The sequence below is a fragment of the Trichocoleus sp. DQ-A2 genome, from assembly GCF_039961915.1.
Classification (GTDB): domain Bacteria; phylum Cyanobacteriota; class Cyanobacteriia; order Cyanobacteriales; family FACHB-T130; genus FACHB-T130.
The window spans coordinates 80490-96960 of sequence record NZ_JAMPKD010000024.1; the positions used below are offsets into that span (position 1 = coordinate 80490).

The 16471-nt window shown below is 48.2% G+C and carries 17 protein-coding genes and 3 pseudogenes; 9 read left to right on the forward strand and 11 right to left on the reverse strand.

The genetic code is table 11. The features are described 5' to 3' along the window. Positions 1-54 precede the first annotated feature (54 nt). From NC997_RS21415 to NC997_RS21425, 3 genes are read right to left on the reverse strand one after another with little or no spacing between them, the layout of a single operon-like run. The gene (locus NC997_RS21415) at positions 55-1101 is read right to left on the reverse strand and encodes a glucokinase (RefSeq protein WP_190524913.1); all 1047 of its coding nucleotides are present in this window, start codon (positions 1099-1101) and stop codon (positions 55-57) included. Positions 1102-1105: 4 nt separating this feature from the next. Then, complete coding sequence (locus NC997_RS21420) at positions 1106-1750, reverse strand: histidine phosphatase family protein (RefSeq protein ID WP_190524915.1); 645 nt, start codon at positions 1748-1750, stop codon at positions 1106-1108. Between the two features lie 46 nt (positions 1751-1796). Further along, positions 1797-1985, reverse strand: a complete 189-nt coding sequence (locus NC997_RS21425; protein WP_190524918.1) for a hypothetical protein — start codon at positions 1983-1985, stop codon at positions 1797-1799. Between the two features lie 494 nt (positions 1986-2479). On the opposite strand from NC997_RS21425, the gene NC997_RS21430 reads away from it, so the two are divergent. The 3 genes from NC997_RS21430 to mutY all read left to right on the forward strand — a co-directional run bounded on the left by NC997_RS21430 (position 2480) and on the right by mutY (position 5325). Then, entirely contained in the window at positions 2480-3439 is a 960-nt protein-coding gene (locus NC997_RS21430) for an RNA polymerase sigma factor, RpoD/SigA family (RefSeq protein ID WP_190524920.1), read from the forward strand. Between the two features lie 383 nt (positions 3440-3822). Next, entirely contained in the window at positions 3823-4170 is a 348-nt protein-coding gene (locus tag NC997_RS21435; protein WP_190412166.1) for a DUF760 domain-containing protein, read from the forward strand. 30 nt (positions 4171-4200) lie between these two features. Next, positions 4201-5325 (forward strand): A/G-specific adenine glycosylase, encoded by a 1125-nt coding sequence (gene mutY / locus NC997_RS21440; RefSeq protein WP_190524922.1) that lies wholly within the window; start codon positions 4201-4203, stop codon positions 5323-5325. A 122-nt stretch (positions 5326-5447) separates the two neighbouring features. On the opposite strand, the gene NC997_RS21445 is transcribed toward mutY, so the two are convergent. From NC997_RS21445 to NC997_RS21455, 3 genes and pseudogenes are all read right to left on the reverse strand, one after another. Further along, a complete protein-coding gene (locus NC997_RS21445) occupies positions 5448-5657 on the reverse strand; it encodes a hypothetical protein (RefSeq protein WP_190412164.1) in 210 nt (69 codons plus the stop codon). A gap of 10 nt (positions 5658-5667) precedes the next feature. Continuing rightward, a pseudogene (locus tag NC997_RS21450) lies at positions 5668-5835 on the reverse strand (tetratricopeptide repeat protein); the annotation flags it as partial. A gap of 153 nt (positions 5836-5988) precedes the next feature. Then, positions 5989-6132, reverse strand: a complete 144-nt coding sequence (locus NC997_RS21455) for a hypothetical protein (RefSeq protein ID WP_190412163.1) — start codon at positions 6130-6132, stop codon at positions 5989-5991. On the opposite strand from NC997_RS21455, the gene NC997_RS21460 reads away from it, so the two are divergent. Beyond that, a complete protein-coding gene (locus NC997_RS21460) occupies positions 6124-6507 on the forward strand; it encodes a hypothetical protein (RefSeq protein WP_190412162.1) in 384 nt (127 codons plus the stop codon). The two genes, NC997_RS21455 and NC997_RS21460, sit on opposite strands and share 9 nt — an antisense overlap. On the opposite strand, the pseudogene NC997_RS21465 reads toward NC997_RS21460, so the two are convergent. Then, a pseudogene (locus NC997_RS21465) lies at positions 6495-7249 on the reverse strand (aminotransferase class I/II-fold pyridoxal phosphate-dependent enzyme). The gene NC997_RS21460 and the pseudogene NC997_RS21465 sit on opposite strands and share 13 nt — an antisense overlap. Before the next feature lie 157 nt (positions 7250-7406). After that, on the reverse strand, positions 7407-7601 hold the full coding sequence (locus NC997_RS21470; protein WP_190412161.1) for a hypothetical protein: 195 nt from the start codon (positions 7599-7601) through the stop codon (positions 7407-7409). Between the two features lie 538 nt (positions 7602-8139). On the opposite strand from NC997_RS21470, the gene NC997_RS21475 reads away from it, so the two are divergent. The 4 genes and pseudogenes from NC997_RS21475 (at position 8140) to NC997_RS21490 (ending at position 11657) form a co-directional block, all read left to right on the forward strand. Next, positions 8140-8478, forward strand: a complete 339-nt coding sequence (locus NC997_RS21475; protein ID WP_190412160.1) for an STAS domain-containing protein — start codon at positions 8140-8142, stop codon at positions 8476-8478. A 116-nt stretch (positions 8479-8594) separates the two neighbouring features. After that, a complete protein-coding gene (locus tag NC997_RS21480) occupies positions 8595-11297 on the forward strand; it encodes a TIGR03960 family B12-binding radical SAM protein (RefSeq protein WP_190524924.1) in 2703 nt (900 codons plus the stop codon). An 85-nt stretch (positions 11298-11382) separates the two neighbouring features. Further along, positions 11383-11578, forward strand: a pseudogene (locus NC997_RS21485) (serine/threonine protein phosphatase); the annotation flags it as partial. Next, positions 11505-11657 carry a hypothetical protein gene (locus NC997_RS21490; protein WP_190436125.1) on the forward strand — a complete coding sequence of 51 codons (153 nt, stop codon included), beginning with the start codon at positions 11505-11507 and terminating at the stop codon, positions 11655-11657. The pseudogene NC997_RS21485 and the gene NC997_RS21490, both read left to right, overlap by 74 nt. A 16-nt stretch (positions 11658-11673) precedes the next feature. Here NC997_RS21490 and NC997_RS21495 read toward each other — a convergent pair whose 3' ends face one another. The 3 genes from NC997_RS21495 to NC997_RS21505 form a co-directional block, all read right to left on the reverse strand. Next, positions 11674-12864: a glycosyltransferase family 4 protein gene (locus NC997_RS21495; RefSeq protein WP_190412157.1), complete on the reverse strand. Its 1191-nt coding sequence runs from the start codon at positions 12862-12864 to the stop codon at positions 11674-11676. 444 nt (positions 12865-13308) lie between these two features. Next, on the reverse strand, positions 13309-13431 hold the full coding sequence (locus NC997_RS21500; protein WP_277877544.1) for a hypothetical protein: 123 nt from the start codon (positions 13429-13431) through the stop codon (positions 13309-13311). Positions 13432-13440: 9 nt separating this feature from the next. After that, positions 13441-15153 carry a DUF2079 domain-containing protein gene (locus NC997_RS21505; RefSeq protein ID WP_190524926.1) on the reverse strand — a complete coding sequence of 571 codons (1713 nt, stop codon included), beginning with the start codon at positions 15151-15153 and terminating at the stop codon, positions 13441-13443. Positions 15154-15267: 114 nt separating this feature from the next. On the opposite strand from NC997_RS21505, the gene NC997_RS21510 reads away from it, so the two are divergent. Continuing rightward, positions 15268-16464, forward strand: a complete 1197-nt coding sequence (locus tag NC997_RS21510) for a histidine kinase (RefSeq protein ID WP_190412155.1) — start codon at positions 15268-15270, stop codon at positions 16462-16464. The last annotated feature ends 7 nt before the right edge of the window (positions 16465-16471 follow it).

Here is a 16471-nt window from a genome sequence, read left to right on the forward strand (position 1 = left end):
CGCCAAAGTATCCCCTCTTGGCAATCCGAAAGCGTTTCCCATTATTGACACTGGCTACAATCTAGCAGCACAGACGGCGGCTCCAATCAGTCCCACTCGCGGATTTAGCACAATATGCACCGGCATTCTTTCGAGTAACGGACTCACGCGACCTTTGTTCAGAAAGGCATGGAGGAAACTGCCTTCTTGAATCAACGGCAGAATTTTGGCGGCGATGCCACCAGCAACGTAAAGACCGCCATAAGGTAATAGTTTGATGGCAAGATTCCCGGCTTCGGCACCGTAAGCTTCCACAAAGATTTGCATCGTTTGTTCGCACAAGCGATCGCGCTTTTCCAAAGCAGCTTTACCAATAATCGCAGCGGGATCGATCGTCTTGTCTTTCTGCCCGATCTCTTGTTCCCAGTTTCTAATCATCTGCCCAATTTCTGACGATTCCTCAGCAATTTTCCGATCTCTTAGGAACTGGTAAATTGAGACGATGCCTAGACCGGAAACCACTCGCTCGACTGAAATTCGCTGAATATTGTGCTTATCGAGCAGATATTTCAACAGCTGAAATTCTAACTCCGAGCGAGGTGCAAAGTCAGCGTGTCCGCCTTCCGAGGGGAACACTTTATGGGCGTTGGATGCTAAGCGGATTAAAAACCCTTGTCCTAAGCCGGTACCCGCACCAATCACGCCAATCGGGGCGTCTTCCTGATGCTTGCCAGCTTGCAAAGTGTACAAGTCTGATTCAGTTAAACCCAAGACACCATAGCCAACTGCGGCGAAATCGTTGATTAAACCAACCGCAGCGATTCCCAATTGTTGCTCCAGCCGTTTGCTATCAAGCGACCAAGATAGATTGGTCAGGATAGAGGTGTTGTTGACAACAGGACCCGCGATCGCAAAACAAGCTTTTTCCGGTTTCGGTGTCTCGCCGAGTTGTCCAGCCGCCGCCATCAAAAACTGCCGCACCATTGGCACCAAATCGGGAAAATTGCCACTGGGGAAAATCTCCTCATACAGAGTCTGCAATAATTCCCCAGAATCAGACGCTTCTACCAAGCGCAGAATCGTCTTAGTACCCCCGATATCCCCTGCTAATAACAATCCCATGACCTTAATTAAACCGGATGACTTTTTCAGTTTGACTCAAGTGAGAAACATCTCCATTGAGTTCCATCACCCATTCTTCACCATCGCGCACCAGCTTAACCAAACAACACAGCGCGGCGTTTACTTCAGTTTCGGCTGTACCCCCCCGGATACCGAGAGTTGCACCCAGCACTGATGCACCGTGACCCACCAATAAGATATCTTCGGAAAACTCAGATGCAAGGCGTCTTGCGACTTCCCCAGAGCGTTCCATTACTTCTTCCCCAGTTTCGGGATAATTCGCGATTACGCGAGAAGTGTAACTCAGGTCAATTTGGGGAAATTGCTCGTGTAATGCTTCTATTGACAATCTTTCTGGCATCGCTGGCATCCAGTGAGGATTTAACCATTCGCTTAAGCCAGACTCAAGTTTAATTGGTAAATTCAGCACTTGTGCAACTTGGTGCGCCGTTTGTACCGTTCGCAGGAAGGGCGAGGCAAAAATATGGGCAATCTTTTCTCCCTTCAGGCGCTGCGCGAGTTGTTTGGCTTGTTCCACGCCGTCCTCAGACAGGGGTGGATCGTAGGGACGTTCGGCGGTTAAGAACCAGTCGGGGTTCACGAAGTCGAGGCGGTTGGCGTGTCTTGCAATCCAGACGGTTTGGGTCATGGGTTTAGGAAATAATGAGCAAAGAGCAAGCCGGATACGATTTTACCTAAAGGCCGCCGCCAATCAATTGTTGGAAGTGGCTGCTGGCTTCAGACGCGAACTGACAAGTCAGCGCTTCGCTATCGCTAGCTCGTCTTCTATAATCTAAAATCCAAAATGGTATAAGGCGATGGCGATCGCAGCCTCTTGAGCAAGCTGCCAATTTAATATACTCTGCAAAATCAATCTCAGTCATTTCTCCCAAGTTTTCCAAGCGGAATAGACAGACCGGATTCTCCTCAAACTGCGATTACCAGGTTTTCTGGCACTTTGCGCCCAGAAAGTCATCCTTTTGCTTAAGAAAATCCCTATTTTTCGGCTTTTCGCTCTCAGACCTGGTGCAATAATGTAATACCGCGATCGCGTCCCTCACTGATGAGAGCAATTGCTCAATTGGAGTTGCTAACGCTTCGTAATACTTTTTCCTGGAGACCAAGGTGCCGCGAGCATCGTCCTACCCCCACCTATCAATGTCGCTGAGTGTCAGTAAGCATCTGCAAGATTTTTCTCATTTTGTTTCTCAAGATGCAATTATCCGATGGATTCGTGGGTACCCTTTTACTAGCTGATGTTGAAGGAAACGGCACGGGAACCCCCCTCTTGGGATAGACACAGCATCTTTCAGAAAGGTTACAATAGTTTACAATTGCGATCGCTTTAAATTATCGCTCTGATTCAAGACTCAGCGCTATGAAAACTGCTCAGACCTCTACAGATACCGTCCGTGCTTACTTGCGAGAAATTGGGCGCGTTCCCCTGCTTACTCACGAGCAGGAAATCCTTTATGGAAAACAAGTACAGCGCTTAGCCACCTTGCAGGAAGTAAAAAATTCACTCTTGTTGCAGTTAGGACACGAGCCAACCGACGAGGCGTGGGCTTCTTCAACTGGGTTGTCAGAGAAAGAGTTACAGCAGGCGATCGCAGTGGGTGAAATCGCCAAGCGCAAGATGGTCGAAGCCAACTTGCGGCTCGTCGTCTCGGTTGCCAAAAAGTACATCAAACGTAACGTAGACCTCTTGGACTTGATCCAGGAAGGCACAATGGGAATGCAACGGGGCGTCGAAAAATTTGATCCCACCAAAGGCTACCGATTTTCCACTTATGCTTATTGGTGGATTCGGCAGGCGATTACTCGCGCGATCGCAGAAAAAGGACGCACCATTCGCCTCCCCATTCACATCACCGAAAAACTCAACAAAATTAAGAAAGCTCAGCGCCAACTTGCTCAAAACCTGGGACGAGCTGCTACAGTCAGCGAACTCGCCGCCGAACTAGAATTGACCCCCAAGCAAGTTCGGGAGTACCTAGAGCGGGCGCGTCAGCCCCTTTCTTTGGATCTGCGTGTCGGAGATAATCAGGATACAGAACTGGTAGAACTACTGGAAGACACCGGCCCTTCCCCAGAAGACTTCGCAACTCAATCTTCCCTCCAAGTTGACTTAGAAAAACTAATGTCAGACTTAACGCCTCAACAACGCGAGGTATTAGCGCTGCGGTTTGGTTTAGCCGATGGACAAGCCATGACGCTGGCAAAAATTGGCGAACTTCTCAATATCAGTCGGGAACGAGTACGGCAAATCGAACGGGAAGCCCTCTCCAAGCTTCGCAAGCGCAAAGCCGATATGCGGGAATATATTGCGGCTAGCTAATTGAGGAGTCAGGACTGAGGAGTTAGGACTGAGGACTGAGGACTGAGGAGTTAGGACTGAGGACTGAGGGCTGAGGACTGAGGACTGAGGAGTCAGGGATTAGGAGTCAGGGCTGAGGAGTTAGGGCTGAGGACTGAGTAGCCAGTTTTAAGTTTTGAGTATGAACTTTCTCAGCACTTAATAAAGGTAAAAGAATCCGCCGTTTAAAGTTCGGTTCTGCCCACTGTGACCCCGGAAGGAGCCTGCTAAATTAAGGGTATTAGAAGGATTTACACCTCTCGGAACCCGTTTCCGAGTCGATCGATAGAACAAGTATTGAGCAGCGATCTACCCTGGTACAAGGATCTGAGAGTAGCTGCCTCTAGAAAGTACGGAGAAACCAAGTGAACAACCCGTCAAATCGAGTCTCAGAGTTCTTTGAAGGTGAGTCGGAAGGCGGCAACTTGCTTTGGCAATACGTCCAATCCATGAGTCCAGAGACGATTACTCAGCTTTCCAAACCCGCGTCTCAGGAAGTATTTCAGGTGATGGAACGCAATATTGTTGGGCTGTTGGGGCACCTACCACCAGAACATTTTGGTGTAACGATCACCACCAATCGTGAAAACTTAGGGCGTATGCTGGCTTCGGCGATGATTAGCGGCTATTTCTTGCGGAACGCCGAACAAAGAATGACCTTTGAAAATGCCTTGACAGGTGCTACTGAAGTCAATGTATCTGATGCTGAATAGGCAAGTTGAGCGGCATCAGCGCCAGTTCCGATGATTGTACTGCAATTGCAGCAACAAAGCGGCTCGGCAGACTGGGAAGTCAGTCTGCCGAGTTCTGCTATTTTGGAGTTTAGGCGATCGCTTCTAGCCTGGTACTCCCAAAACGGTCGAGACCTCCCCTGGCGTCACCACCCCGACCCCTACGCCATCTGGGTATCGGAAATCATGCTCCAGCAGACCCAGGTAAAAACAGTTATTCCTTACTACCAGCGGTGGTTAGCCCAATTTCCCACAATTGAAACCCTCGCCGCCGCTGACTTGCAGCAAGTCCTCAAAGCTTGGCAGGGACTCGGTTACTATGCCCGCGCCCGTAACCTGCACAAGGCATCTCAAGAAATTATCCAGCGTCACAACGGAATTTTTCCCACCCACCTATCAGACGTTTTAGCTTTATCCGGGATTGGACGCACCACCGCCGGAGGCATCCTCAGCGCCGCCTTCAATCAACCCGTGGCGATTCTAGATGGCAACGTCAAGCGGGTTTTAGCGCGGCTGGTAGCATTGCCAATGCCACCAACAAAAGCAACAAAACCGCTCTGGCAGCTCTCAGAGAGCCTCCTCGACCCCGAACAGCCCAGAGATTTTAATCAGGCGCTGATGGATTTGGGAGCCACTATCTGCACTCCCCACAACCCAGCCTGCAACAGATGTCCCTGGATGTCCCACTGTCGTGCATACAATTTGAATATTCAGTCAACTTTACCCATGCGCGAAACCTCCTCCCCCATCCCCCACAAAAACATTGGCGTTGCCGTTATCTGGAACGAGCAGAAAGAAATTCTTATCGATCGTAGACCCCAGAACGGTCTTCTGGGCGGTCTTTGGGAATTCCCTGGCGGCAAATTAGAGCCTGGTGAAACCGTCGAGGAATGCATTAAAAGAGAAATTCAGGAGGAATTGGGCATTGAAATTGAAGTGGGCAAACATCTCATCACCATTGACCACACCTATACCCACTTCCGCGTCACCCTCAACGTCCATCACTGTCGCCACCTCACAGGCATTCCCCAACCGATCGAATCCGATGAAATCCGCTGGGTGACACTGGACGAAATCGATCAGTTTCCCTTTCCCAAAGCGAATGTCCAAATTATCGATGCTCTGCGGCAGGCTTAGAAATTTCTAATTCGATTTATGAACCGCAAAGACGCAAAGGACGCAAAGAGAAGAGGGAAGAGGGCGATCGCACTCAATCTTTTTTATAAAATTTTTAGTATCATTCTGACTTCCAGACGACTTTACGCTGGCGGTAAGATTAAAGCCAAGGCACGATTTAGAATCTCTTTTTTATTAATGAGTTGTTCTAATTCTTCTGGCTCATAACGTCCTTCTTCTACCTCTAGGGAAGCCTCATCAATAGCATTCAAGTAGGCTTCTTCTACAATCGCTAACGATCCTTGGATGTCACCCTTTAGCAGTAATTCTTTCAGGTCTAATAGTTCTTCCATAACGGCTGATTTAATCCTCAGTTGTTTCTATGGGATTTTGAAGCGATCGCTCATCTGCTTGGGCGTGGCAACGTTCCAGCTTTTCACTCACCTTAATAGTTCTTGGATGCTCTGTCCCTAAGCATCCCTCAAAAATCTCTAAGGATTGGTTGTAAAAGGTGTCAGCCTCATCATATCGCTCTTGAAATTCGCAGAGCTAAGCTAGGTGGTTGAGGGTTTTAGCTACATCAGGATGCTTCTCTCCATCCAGGCGTTTCCGCATTTCCAATGCTTGCTTGTATAACGGTTCGGCTTTCTCATCACCTTCAGAGGTAAATCAACCGAACTAAAGTCAAAGCGATCGCCCTCTTAACCCGCGACGGCGGGTTTCGTTTGTATAGCCGCGATTTATAATCGCCGGTGCTTCTGAGACCACCCAACCAACTTCGTACAATAAAGAAGCAACTCGCACTAGCCATTCTTGATTGTGAAGCAAGCCTCAAGCGGTTCCGCCCCTAACTTTCAGCCTTGTCAGATTGTTTGTTTAGACCATGAAAATACTCGTCTGTACGCTGACGTGATACAAGTTGTCGATTCACGGCAGATATGCTGGGTGCGTCCTTTGATGCTTACTATCGTTTCAGACGATAATGCCAACGTGTTACCAACGCTGTACGATTTGCGTCAGGGTGCCGATTTAGTATGGCCTGTAACGTTGTTTCGACCAGCACTGGATACCGAGGTGATTCCCCTGTTAATGCAACTGGACGCCCCAGATGCGACAGCGGACGCCTCTGAGGCCCATCGGCAACTCAGTTGGTTTGTCCGCCAAGTTTGGCAAGCCAATCAGAGTGATTTTCAGGCTTCGTAGCGAATTTCAGCATCTCTGATGCGTTGAATCGCTTCGTGCATCCGTTCATCTGCCACGGTGAGAGCAATCCGAAAAAAGCTTTCCCCAGCAGCACCAGACCCGTTTCCAGGGGGCACGATCGGACCGCATTTCTCCAGTAACAGGGTGACAAATTCCGTTGAAGTATAACCTTTGGGGACGGGTACCCAAATATAGAGGATTGCTTTGGGAGGCTCAATAGGCCATCCTAAAGATTGCAATCCTTCGACGATGATATTACGACGGTTTTGGTAAACTGACATCACCGCTTGGCGTTCTTCTTCTGAGGTTTCATAGGCAGCGATCGCTGCTCGTTAATTGCCTTAAAGATGCCAGAATCTACATTGGTGTTAACTTGTCCCAGCCCCTTAATTTCGGTAGGATTCCCCACAACAAAACCAACCCGCCCGACGGTCATCTTGTAAGACTTAGATAAACTTTGAAATTCTATATTTAAGCCAGCGACACCAAAGCGGCGTTCCATCCAATCCGCAGCAGCTTTGCGGTATTCTTTAGTTCTCCAATCGGGGGGATAATTATGAGTCGAAAGCTCGTTAATCGCCTCATGCATCGCCTGGACAATATGCGCTGGCGTCGGACGGTCTGGATCGCCAACTCCAATGTTGATGATGTTCACCCCTTTGGTGACCGTTTCATGCTGGTTGCGATTAATCTTGGCAAATAGGTAGGACGGGGTCTTTTCTAAACGTTTGGCAAACTGCACGACGATTTAACAACTGAAAAAAAGAGCAAGTGGAAACAATTAGACAGTTGACCGCCAGGTGAGTCAAACGGATGAGAAGATTGATTTAGAAAGATTCCGACGGCACAAATATTGTCTCGTGCCATCGACTAAATCTACCTTGAATTTTTAATGTCTTTTATGCACTTGGTACCAGTTGAATTCGACCGGCATCCATCTCTGACATGAGTAATTCCAGTGCCTCATAATCAACGTCAGAAATGTGACCCATTCTGGTCAATTCATAATTTATTTCGTTCTCTATATCTGGAGTTAATTTCTTAATATAGAGAGCTTTTTCTACCAGTTGACGAATCGCGTATGTAGTTCTCATAAAAACCGATAGAACTCCGCATTTAAAAATTATCGTTTGAATATATAGATGAACCAGTGATCTAAAACTAGACTGTAAAGTGATCTAAATCACTGTGAGTTTCGCCCCAATTGCAGCTGATTTTTTAAATAATTTCCGACAACTCCATGAAGCTTCGGAGTTGATGCTTTATAGCAATAATATTATCGTTGATGAGTTTTAATCTTGTGAAGAATAGCCGCAGATGTCTGTTTGAAGACCTAAGCCCCTGCCTTGCAGAAATGCGCTTCGCATAGGATTATACAAAGAATACATCTGTCTTTGGTTAGATGCAGCGATTGTAAAAGATGAATAGAAGGATTTTCTTAATATAGAACTTCTAGAAAGTCCGTATTAGAGAACACGTTCTCAGGCAATCTTATTGAAAACTTTATATAAAAGGAGGTAACTAATGAAGATTTAGCAAATTACCTAAAAGGGGGTAGGCAATATCATATTTACCGTTTATTGTCGAAGCTATTACACAAATTTTTGTTTAGAGTTGAAACAGGATATTGTCATGCAAAATACGCTAGTTCGCCCCAACGTTGCAGTTATTCGCCCCCAAGGTCATATCAATGCATCGAATGCGGTTGAGTTCCAAGGTCAACTGACAGCAGCTGTTTCTTCACCCGAGCAATCCATTGTGCTAGTTGATATGGCGCAAGTAGAGTTCCTCGATAGTGCTGGCTTGATGGCGTTTGTTTCGGCTCACCGTTTAGCACACAGTCTAGGACGGCGGTTTAGCCTCTCTTCAGTGTCGCCCTCCATTCGGATGATTTTTGAACTGGCTCAACTTGACGGAGTCTTTGAAATTTTAGAAAGTCCTGCCGCCTTGGAAGCAAACATTGGAGTATAGGAACAAGGAAATACTTCTAAAGGAAAAACTGAGAGGTTGAGCGCTGTTGCTGAGTGCTAATCCTGAATTGGTGCTAGGGTTGAATCTGAGGCACTGGAAGCAGGGAGCGTTTTGCAGTGGCAATCGCAGTCGAGAAACTACTTACAGCAGAGATACAGAAACCAGCTCGTTATTTGGGAAACGAGCTAGGAGCCGTCCACAAACCTTGGGAAGCGGCGGCAGTACGGTGGGTTCTGACCTACCCAGAAATCTATGAAGTGGGTGCATCGAATCTTGGGCATATTATTCTCTACAACATATTGAATGCTCAATTGGGGCAGCTGTGCGATCGCGCATATCTACCAGCCCCAGATTTAGCGGCGAAACTCCGAGAAACACAGACGCCCCTATTTGCCGTGGAATCGCGGCGAAGTCTTACAGATTTTGACATTTTGGGCTTTAGTCTCAGCTACGAGCTAGGAGCCACCAATATCCTGGAAATGCTTGATTTGGCCGGGATTCCTCTGACGTGGCGAGAAAGGCTCACCAGCACAGACGCAGGGGAAAGTGAAGATTTTCTCTGGAATTATCCCCTGATTTTTGCTGGGGGACAGACCGCAACCTCGAATCCCGAACCTTACGCAGACTTTTTCGATTTCTTGGCTCTGGGAGATGGCGAGGAAGTGCTACCAGAGATTGGCTGGGTAGTGGAAAAAGCCAAAAAAGCTCACCTCAGTCGAGAACAACTATTGCTGAATTTGGCACAAGTACCAGGCGTATATGTGCCGCAGTTCTACGACATGGCAGAAGATGGCTCAGTCCATCCCAATCGCCCGGATGTACCCCAGCGGATTTTACGGCGAGTTGCTGCCCCCCTGCCAGCTTATTCCATCGGGCTAGTGCCTTATGTAGAGACAGTCCACGACCGACTGACCATTGAAGTGCGGCGTGGCTGTACTCGCGGTTGTCGTTTCTGCCAGCCTGGAATGCTGACTCGTCCGGCGCGGGATGTGGAACCGCAGGAAGTCGTAGAGGCAATTGAAAAGGGAATGCGGGCGACGGGATATAACGAGTTTTCCCTACTCTCCTTGAGTTGTTCGGATTATCTATCTCTACCGGCGGTGGGGATGGAAATCAAAAATCGCCTCAAAGATGAAAATATTTCTCTCTCTTTACCCAGTCAACGGGTAGACCGATTTGATGAAGATATCGCGAATATTCTGGGCGGGACGCGACAAAGTGGGCTGACTTTCGCGCCGGAAGCGGGAACCCAGCGGATGCGGGACATTATCAACAAGGGGTTGACGAACGCAGAATTGCTGCGAGGGGTGAAAACCGCCTACGAGCAGGGCTGGGAAAAAATTAAGCTGTATTTTATGATTGGTCTGCCTGGAGAGACGGATGTAGATGTGGTCGGCATTGCCGAAACTATCCGTTGGCTACACCAAGAATGTCGAACTGAAGGCAGAAAGCGTCTGCATTTCAACCTGACGATTTCTAACTTTACGCCGAAGCCTCACACGCCTTTCCAGTGGCACTCTGTGTCTACAACTGAGTTTCAACAGAAGCAGAAACTTCTCCGCGACGAGTTTCGCGGGATGAGGGGGGTGAAGGTAAACTTCACCGATGTGCGACTTTCGGCGATGGAAGATTTTATTGGACGGGGCGATAGGCGTCTGGCATCAGTGCTGCGTCGTGCTTGGGAACTGGGTGCGGGGATGGATGCCTGGTTTGATAGTGTGGAGCGGGCTTTTACGGCTTGGGGAGACGCGATCGCAGAATCAGGCTTAACCTGGAAATACCGCCTTGTTGAAAATGGCGAATGGAACTGGGTGGAGAATCGGAATCAACCGCTACCCATTGACGATTCCCAATCCGCAATTCCCAATCCCCAATTCGATGCGCCGTTGCCTTGGGATCATATCGATACGGGAATTGATAAGAACTGGCTAATCGCTGACCTGAAACGGGCTTTAGAAGCTGCGATAGTGCCGGATTGCTCGTTTGAAGGCTGTTCTCACTGTGGCATTTGCGGGTCTGACTTTGGGCACAATATTGTTATCAAGCCGCTGCCGATTCCAGAATTTGCCGGACACTTCACGCCGAATACAGATAGGGTGCAGCGGTTGCGGGTTTGGTTGGGTAAGCTGGGCGATATGGCGCTGGTGAGTCATCTAGATTTGGTGCGCCTGTTTGACCGTGCTGTGCGTCGGGCGGCATTGCCAGTTGCTTTTACGGGCGGGTTTCATCCCAGTCCCCGCATTTCTCCAGCGAGTGCGCTGTCATTGGGATCAACCAGTGAAGGTGAAATTGTGGACTTTGAGCTAACCCAGGCGATGGATGTGGCGACATTCCAGGAGAAGTTAGCTGCCCAGTTGCCGTCTGATATCCCGGTTTATCGGGTGGCAGATGTTGATTTGAAGGCTCCTTCCGCGACTCAGTTGTTGGAAAAAGCCGAGTATTTGATTGCGGTGGCAGCGGTTAAGTCTGCGTCACCAGAGGAGTGGCAAAGCTGGGTAGAGGCGATTAAAGCCACTGAGAGCATTTTAATTGAGCAAACGACGAAGTCTGGGAAGAAGAAACAGATAAATCTGCGCGATCGCTTGTTTGAATTGGAGGTTAATGAGCCTCAAAGAAGCGCCAGCGGAGCGAAGGGTAATATCCCATTAGCTTGCCAAGAAAAAGCGGCAGAAGGCGTTGTTCTGCGTTATTTGGGCAGTTGTCAAAATGATGGAACTGTACTAAGACCAGAGCATATCGTCTTGATGTTGGAGCAAGTGACGGGGCGGGAGTTTCAGATGTTGCACGCTCACCGACGTCAGCTGCTTCTGAAGGATTGATTGCCGAATCGGGATTCCTGCCATTGGCGACATTCCCCTACCGCTATCCGAACAACCTGAGTTTATGTTGTTCTTGGGAACGTTTGGCAAAACGATGGTTGCTGGCGGACACACCAGCCAAAGAAGTAGCGTGCCAGTCAATCTCGGTTACGCCATCTGTCTGTATCGATACCTGAGTTTACGATGAAGGTTGGCTGATTTGCCTGGATGGAACCAGCGGGAAAGTCTGGCAGGCAAATCAAGCCGGTCAGCTTCGGATGGCTGGAATTGTTGAATTTTAGCGATAGTTGCGATCCAGAGTATCCAAATTCTGGTTCTCTGGCTAAGTTTGGGAACGAAGAACAAACCTTCAACTTTTGATTAAGTCCAATGATGATTAAGCCCAGTGAGTGTGCGATCGCTCTTGCACTACTCTTTGATAAACTGCTTCAGTTTGTTTCGCTATCTTCGACCAACTGAACCGACGCTCTAAATCTTCATAAGCGTTGTCAACTAGCCACTGGGCGTAACCTGGATTTTTTAGCACTTCTAAAATGCCCCAGGCGAGAGAATCCCAGTTGTTCGTCTGGGTAACAACCCCAGTCTTCGTGTGTTGCACGACTTCCGGTAAACCCCCCGTGTCCGATACCACAACGGGCACGCGGGCGGCAAAGCTTTCTAGGGCAACAATGCCAAAAGGTTCGTAGAGGCTGGGAAATACGGCGCAGTCGGCAACCGTTTGGAATTTATCTAGGTCGGCATCTGACATAAAGCCGGTGAAATAGCAGTCGTCCCAAATGCCTAAATTCCAAGCTTGCTGCTTCAAGGGGTCAGTATTGCCGCCGCCAATAATCACAAATTTGACATTGCCCCCCATTTCCCAAAGGACTTTAGGGGCAGCATTCAACAACACGGAAACGCCCTTTTCGTGGGACATTCGACCCACATAGTAGACAATTTTCTCCCGATCGTCGGCAAACTGGCGACGGAAGTTCAACGCATCAAACTCGTGCCAACGCGGTTTCTTTTCCGGTCGGATGCCGTTGTAAATTACATCCATTTTGTCCCAAGGAGTTTCTAGCGCTCGTTCTCCTTCTTGGCGCATATAGTTGGTACAAACAATAATCCGCCAAGAGTTATAGGCGAGAAGTTTTTCTTTGCCGCTAATGTAGCGGTGGTCGTCGTTGTAGATGCCGTTGTAACGACCAAATTCTGTGGCGTGAATCGTAGTAATCAGCGGCACTTTAAAATTGTGCTTGAGAGCGATCGCGGCATCTCCCACCAGCCAATCGTGGGCATGGATCAAATCAAACGGGCCATCTTCCATCATCAGCTTCCCGCCGTGAATCCCCATGCTCTGGTTCAAATTCACGACCCAGTGAAAGAAGTCATAACCGTAGCCCACTGGCACCCGATGCACGTGGACGCCATCTACCACCTCGTACAGCGGCGCGTGACCAAACTCCACTGTTAGCAAGTGGACTTCATGCCCTAGTTTAATCAGTTCTGGATATAACTCCCCTACATGGCGGGCAATTCCTCCGACAATGCGCGGCGGAAATTCCCAAGTCAGGACTAGAATCTTCATTTCCCCCAATCCCCTCAATTCAGTTACAAATCGCTACAGATCGACATAGTTCTAAAAATTATAGTCTCCTAGTTGGGACAATGAGGGTGTGATAGATTTAAATAATCTTTTAACCCTGAGCAAACATAAACACTCAATCTATTTCTATTGTTGCTTTTATTTGAGGGATAAACAGTTAATACAATAAGAAGTAAGAAAAGAATAAATTATGAAATGTGAAGCCTAGAATTTATCCCTTTTCTGGCTCTATACCTCAATCGCTTTCAGCCTAACGCTAGCTTTTGATGTACGGCAAATAGAAATTTCAATAACAAAATTTGTCCCTAAATAAACTCTAAAAGACACTTCAATTGCCTATCCGGTTTTTCCACAATAATTCTCAGATTAATTAAGCACCCCAGAACGATGCTCTTACCCATTGGTTTAATAGTGAAAAAGAAGGCATTATTTGCCATCTATATTGCCATTTGGGAACATCTCTGACTTCCGTGGGAATGCGGATGTTGCCGGGTTGATATGGAATTGCTCGGTACGTGCGATCGCATAGTCTGCCGCTAGATGGGACAAAAGACGAATTTAAGTTAGAGAAATCTGTTGGCGAAATGCCTGCCAAGCCGCGATCGCTTGCTCGTTCGAGGCAACTCCTTTTTGCATCAAAATAACGCCATCTTTGAAGTCAATGATGCCATACTCCCCACTACCAGATAGCCGATCGATCGCGGGAACACTCTGTTGCAATAATCCCCGTTCTTCGTTGAAAGCAGCTTGATACTGCTGTGCTTGCCACAAATCAGCAATAATGTAATCCACATTGACCACTTCACCAGCATCATTGCGGAGTTGCAAAGAAGGAAAGCGGATGATTTCGCGGCGACCCGAAAGATGGGGTACAAGATAGGTGGTAGTCGCTACACTAGCGTCAGGCGGAATCTGAGCCAATAAAGGGCGAACTTGGCTGACGTGTTCCCACTGCCGCGTCACGGGAATATAAACCAAAGGCTGAATCGACTCTGGGATCAGGAAGTAAAAAGTCCGATTAGGGTTTGAAGTGAACGTAAAAAATATTGAAAGGCAGAGACAGACGATCCAAAAACGCCGAAACGACGGCGAAACCGATTTGGGATAATTATCTGCAACCTCAGCCTCATCCCTCTCAGCCTCATCCCTCTCTGATGTCTGAGCTTTTCGCCCCCCTTTAAAATCTCTTATCCAAATTCTAAAGTCGCTTTGCCCTGCCCACCAGAGAATCGCCCCGTAAAATAGCCCCGGCACGATTGTCATCGCATAGCGAATATTAATGGCGAGAACCGACTGTCCCTTCCCTAATAAAAGTTTCAAGAGGGGAAATCCCGCAACCATCCAAGAAGCAGGAGAAATTGCTGGTACAAAAGCTAGGGGCAACCATTGACCTAATAAATACTTAATCGTGCCAAAGAAGGGTGAAAACAGCTCGACGATGAGCCGCCAGGGGTTACTTACCATTCCCCAGATAATTTCCAGCGTAGAAGCTTCTTCGCCATCCGCATATTGCCCAAACCGCTCCATCATAAACCGCTGAGAAATATCCTCGGAGAACAGCGGCATGATCAGATTGGTGAGGACAATCATGTAAGCAAAGCTGAGAGTACAGACGGCAAGACCCGCCTTGGGATAGCGTTTGCTCAGAACCATGTAAAACCCGATACTAAACAGGCTCACACCCGAATCTTCCCGAACCGCCAGAATCAAAACCGCCAGCACCCAAAATAGCCACCACCAGCGCTTTTCCATTGCCAGGAGCAATCCAAAGGTAAAGAGGGGAATTTGGCAAATATCGTGGAAATTAGCTAAGGTAGGGCCAAGAACGGCGTTAGCGCCATAAAAGCTGATAGTAATTAGGGCAGAAATCCCCGGTTCCAGATGCTGTCGAGCAAGGACGTATAGAACCAAACCGGCAGCGGTTACGAGCGTAACTTGCAAAACAGTGAGCGTTGCGGGTGAAGGAAACAGGGCATACAAGGGTAGCCACAGCAAAAGGGCTGGGGTGAAATGTTGCCCTAAGCGGTGATAAAAAACTTCTGGGACTTCGCCATTGTGGACGACGTTGGTAGAAAGCTGCGAAGAAAGGGAACTCTGAAAGAAGCGACCGTGAATGCCGTTCCAGAAAACTTGGTTAAAGATGCCTTGATCGTAGGAGGAATAAAAGGTGAAGTGCCGATGCAGGGTCAAAAAGAGAGCAAACAAAAAAAATGCGATCGCTGCACCCATCACCATCCGTAACGCTGGCTGCTTGTGTAATTTCAACAACATCACTCACAATCGTTTATAAATGTTAAATAGATATTAAATTGAAAGCGGATCTTCGCTTCTCGTCCACTCTCAGTCAATACCCCTAAGAATTAAAGTGTCATCGGTTGGTTCCCAGTGCTGAAACCAGATTACATAAAGGCAGCTCTTGAAAAACCTACCCATTCTGAAGCATCGCTACAGCTACTGCTGTTTGTCGATGAGCGTCCGAGTTCGCGTAAACAGATCCAGCAAATCCAAACGTATCTGGAGAGCTTAAAGACCGAGGTTCCTTTTGAACTTCAGATGGTCGAGGTCGGAGAGCAGCCGTATTTAGCCGAACACTTTAAACTGGTGGCAACCCCAGCTTTGATCAAGATTCATCCGGAACCCCGACAGACGCTAGCTGGGAGTAATTTGATCGCTCAATTGAAGAATTGTTGGCCTCGCTGGCAGCTGTGTGCCGAAGAATATCAGGAGACTTTAGCACAGGACCGGGAGACAGATTCACCGACCACCGCAGAAACCTCAGCGATTCGGTCTGTTGCTCATTCCGCAGAACTGATTCAACTGTCTGACGAAATTTTTCGCCTCAAGAAAGAAAAAGAAGAACTGCTAGAGCAGCTACAGTTCAAAGACCGGGTACTCGCTATGTTAGCTCACGACCTGCGGAGTCCCCTCACAGCCGCCTCTCTAGCAATGGAAACCTTGGAATTAAGCTTAAATTCAAACAATAGCAACAGACACGCCAAGCTAACACCAGCACTGACCGAGCAGTTAAGCAAGCAGGCTCGTACCCAAATCCGCGTGATGGATCGGATGATCGCAGATATTCTGCAAGCCGCCAGGGGTACGAGTGCCCAATTGCATATTCAACCGCATAAGTTGGACTTGGGGGCACTTTGTCATGAGGTCATTAATTCACTGAAAGCTCGGTGTCAGGGGAAATCTCAATCTTTGGAAACCGATATTCCCCAGGATTTGCCCTATGTCTATGCGGATGAAGAACGGGTGCGCCAAGTGATAGTCAACCTTCTGGATAACGCGATTAAGTACACGCCGGAAGGTGGCAAGATTCAAGTTGCAATGCTGCACCGCACGACTCAGAAAATTCAGGTGAGCGTTGGCGACACGGGTTTTGGTATCCCTGCGGAGAATCAAGAGCGCATCTTTGAAGATCGCTATCGCCTAGAGCGAGACCAAGAAAGAGACGGGTATGGGATTGGTCTTGGCTTATGCCAGCGGATTATTCGGGCGCATTATGGGCAGATTTGGGTAGACTCAAATCTCGATAAGGGCAGTATTTTTCACTTCACGCTGCCAGTTTACAGATAATTAACAA

Coding starts and splice junctions, on each gene's coding strand:
- NC997_RS21415 (WP_190524913.1), bottom strand. CDS start 1,101: ATGGGATTGTTATTAGCAGGGGATATCGGGGGTACTAAGACGATTCTG.
- NC997_RS21420 (WP_190524915.1), bottom strand. CDS start 1,750: ATGACCCAAACCGTCTGGATTGCAAGACACGCCAACCGCCTCGACTTC.
- NC997_RS21425 (WP_190524918.1), bottom strand. CDS start 1,985: ATGACTGAGATTGATTTTGCAGAGTATATTAAATTGGCAGCTTGCTCA.
- NC997_RS21430 (WP_190524920.1), top strand. CDS start 2,480: ATGAAAACTGCTCAGACCTCTACAGATACCGTCCGTGCTTACTTGCGA.
- mutY (WP_190524922.1), top strand. CDS start 4,201: ATGATTGTACTGCAATTGCAGCAACAAAGCGGCTCGGCAGACTGGGAA.
- NC997_RS21445 (WP_190412164.1), bottom strand. CDS start 5,657: ATGGAAGAACTATTAGACCTGAAAGAATTACTGCTAAAGGGTGACATC.
- NC997_RS21470 (WP_190412161.1), bottom strand. CDS start 7,601: ATGAGAACTACATACGCGATTCGTCAACTGGTAGAAAAAGCTCTCTAT.
- NC997_RS21475 (WP_190412160.1), top strand. CDS start 8,140: ATGCAAAATACGCTAGTTCGCCCCAACGTTGCAGTTATTCGCCCCCAA.
- NC997_RS21490 (WP_190436125.1), top strand. CDS start 11,505: ATGGAACCAGCGGGAAAGTCTGGCAGGCAAATCAAGCCGGTCAGCTTC.
- NC997_RS21495 (WP_190412157.1), bottom strand. CDS start 12,864: ATGAAGATTCTAGTCCTGACTTGGGAATTTCCGCCGCGCATTGTCGGA.
- NC997_RS21505 (WP_190524926.1), bottom strand. CDS start 15,153: ATGTTGTTGAAATTACACAAGCAGCCAGCGTTACGGATGGTGATGGGT.